The 2,224-nt window shown below is 36.8% G+C and carries 1 protein-coding gene and 1 pseudogene; both read left to right on the top strand.

Annotation, left to right across the window (positions count from 1 at the left end; genetic code table 11):
• Window positions 1-1,150: 1,150 nt before the first annotated feature.
• A complete protein-coding gene (locus tag B6A32_RS19075) occupies window positions 1,151-1,411 on the top strand; it encodes a hypothetical protein (protein WP_085306502.1) in 261 nt (86 codons plus the stop codon).
• 338 nt (window positions 1,412-1,749) lie between these two features.
• Window positions 1,750-2,224: pseudogene (locus tag B6A32_RS19080) on the top strand (transposase); the annotation flags it as partial.

The raw sequence follows: 2,224 nt of genomic DNA on the forward strand, positions 1-2,224 counted from the left end.
ATAAATTATGCTATGTTTACTCATGCTAGTCTCCAGTTTTAGTTGTTTAACACACTAAGTATGGCTCTGGTTTTACTAACCCACGAATTTGGAGGCTAGCACCTTGTGGGGAGTCATTATGTCTATACAAAACTCAAATTGAGTCAAAATTAAAATTTGTTATCTATTCCTATTTACTAAATATTGGACTCGGTAAGTTAATTAGTCCTCTAGCCTTTATTCCTATGTATTTAGATATTCATATTTCATATGGCGCACCATTTCTTCAGTTAATATTATTATTGGTTTACTTAGTAGTATCGGTTATTTTAGTTAAAAGCTTTGTAAGTCAGTTTGTTAGTGCAAAAAACGTATAACAAGCTGTTCAAGCGGGACAAATAACAGTTGGCTGTTTCGCTCCGCTCACATTATAGCCAACTACAATTTGCCCCTTAACAGGGCGTTAGCAGGCACTACTTATTCTGTTTGTAAATGTGTTTGGCTAATTGGATATTTCTCAACAAAGGATTGGTGCTTTTAGCTTTTCTTCCTTTTTGTGTTCAAGTTTAGTTTTTAATTTAGTGGTAAGCATTTTTTGTTATTGTTTATCAATCGTGTTTTGGTGGGTAAGTAGCGCAGCGTATTTTTTGCTTCTCACATCTACTAATTTAATTCTTGCGTTGTTGGTGGTTTCAGTGTTTTTAATAAACCTTGCTGCTAACAAGCAAATCAACGGGACACGTACAGTTTGCTCGCGCTCCGCGCATTATAGCAAAATGTACTTAGCCCATTATTTGGGCGTTATGTGTTTTTAGGAAATATGGCTAAAATATTTTTGTGTTTGTGGTTATTTCGTAGCACAAAAATAGCGTTTTAGGGTTGGTGTGTAATTTTCGCCAAACTAGTTTAGGCTTACTCACTAATAAGCTTTGCGCAATTTTTACTTCGTAAATGCAAAGCTATTAATGTCGGTTTTACCAAAGGTAAGTGGCTCAAAAAATTCGGTTAAACGCACAGGCAACGGTGCAAATAATTTTAGCTTGGTGTTAAAGTAAACACATAACAAGCATTTAAACAGGGACAAAAAACAGTTGGCTTTTTCGTTCCTCAAAATTTTAGCCAACATTTTTTGCCCATTAAATGGGCGTTATGTTTCAGGGATAAAGTTGCAATGGATTCAGATTTAGTAGACATATTTAAAGGTAAAACAGTATCGTTTGGTTCTGATTCAGATACTCTTGCTATTAAAAATATAACGTTCAAATTAATACATGATAAGTTGTTTGTTGTTGGTCAAATTCCTTTAAGCGCAACCGATGACGATTTAGCGTTAAATAAACAATGCGCAATTTCTTGGGATTCAGTCAATGACTATATAGTTTTTGATTCAGAAGAAGAATATTCTAGATGGGTAGAAGTATCTGAAACATAACAAGTCACTCAAGCGGGACTAAAAACAGTTGGCTAGTCTCACTTCGTTCGCTATTTTAGCCAACTATTATTTAGCCCCTTAGTGGGGCGTTAGGTTTTCAGGAGAGTTCCGTGGCACATGAAAGGACTGCAAAAAGTTTAGATATCAATCTAATACATTTACCTTTAGCTATTGGGAATAGTAAAAAAGAATGGAAAAGCCCAATAACGGGTAAGTTTGAGTTAGTGGAAACAGCCGTTTTAGATTATAGAAAAATTAAAAGGACACCCATCCTAAATTGAATTTACAGAACACTGAACTAAACTAAGAAAATCCCACGATATTATCTCAGGTGAGTTATGGCTACGCCAAGGAAACAACAAATCAGTTTAGTAGATACCCCGTATTATCATTGTGTGGCGCGTTGTGTTCGACGCGCTTTTTTATGCGGTGAAGATACCTTATCAGGACAAAGCTTTGAGCACCGCCGAGAATGGATAGAAGAGAAGTTACACTTTCTCAGCCAAGTGTTTGCTATTGACGTTTGTGCTTATGCGGTAATGAGTAACCATTATCATGTGGTGTTATTTATTGATGAAGAAAAAGCCCAACAATGGAGCATGAAAGAGGTGATTGAGCGTTGGCATCGCTTATACAAAGGCACATTACTCACACAACAACACTGTCGGGGTGATGTACTGCCAAAGCACTTAATGGCTATCGTTGAAGCCACCGCTGAAGTGTATCGCAAACGCCTGATGAAAATCAGCTGGTTTATGGGCTATATCAACGAACACATTGCACGAGCCGCCAACCAAGAAGATAACTGCACAG

It is taken from the genome of Colwellia polaris (assembly GCF_002104515.1).
In the GTDB taxonomy this organism is placed as follows: Bacteria; Pseudomonadota; Gammaproteobacteria; order Enterobacterales; family Alteromonadaceae; genus Cognaticolwellia; species Cognaticolwellia polaris.

Coding starts and splice junctions, on each gene's coding strand:
- B6A32_RS19075 (WP_085306502.1), top strand. CDS start 1,151: ATGGATTCAGATTTAGTAGACATATTTAAAGGTAAAACAGTATCGTTT.